Annotated in this window: 1 protein-coding gene; it reads right to left on the bottom strand. The window is 69.8% G+C overall.

Annotated elements, in window-relative coordinates; all coding sequences use genetic code 11:
- A partial coding sequence (locus tag ABD323_RS43900; protein ID WP_344447595.1) for an ATP-binding protein occupies window positions 1-372 on the bottom strand: 372 nt, incomplete at its 3' end.
- Between the last annotated feature and the right edge of the window lie 231 nt (window positions 373-603).

Here is a 603-nt window from a genome sequence, read left to right as displayed (position 1 = left end):
CGGCATGCCGTACCCGGTCTCGTTGCCCGGCTCGGCCACGATCAGACAGGGCAGCGCCCGGGAGGAGTCCCGGACCTCGACCCGGAGCCAGCCGGGGCGGCGGGTGAGGCGGAGGCCGACGGTGCGGCCGCCGGTGTGCCGGACGGCGTTGGCCATCAGCTCGCCGGTGAGGAGTTCGCCCGCCTCGAGTAACTGGTGCATCCGCCAGCCCTGGAGCACCGAGAGCACCACCCGGCGGGCCACGCCGACGAGTTCGGGCCGGGACGGCAGGAAGACCTCCTGCTCCGCCGCCACCTGCTCACAGAGCCGGCCGAAGCACTCGCGCTCGACCTCCTGCGGGCTGAGTCGTTCCAGAGTCTCCAGGGCGAGCACCCCACCTTCCGACGGGTCGTCAGTGGCCGGACCGGCCCCTGGAAGTGATGCCCACTCTGCCTCGCCCCATCCCGCCATGGGCCAATCATTGCGGAACGCAAGCGGCCGCGTACGGACAATGAACAAACGATCACTATTCATTTGGCATATGCCACCAGCATCCCGAACGCGACCCGAACAAGGGCTCGTACAACAGCTCGGCCCGGGCGCCAGAAGGGCACCCGGGCCGAA

This window comes from Kitasatospora nipponensis (genome assembly GCF_039528135.1).
GTDB lineage: Bacteria > Actinomycetota > Actinomycetes > Streptomycetales > Streptomycetaceae > Kitasatospora > Kitasatospora nipponensis.
This window is presented reverse-complemented; position numbering and strand designations above follow the sequence as displayed.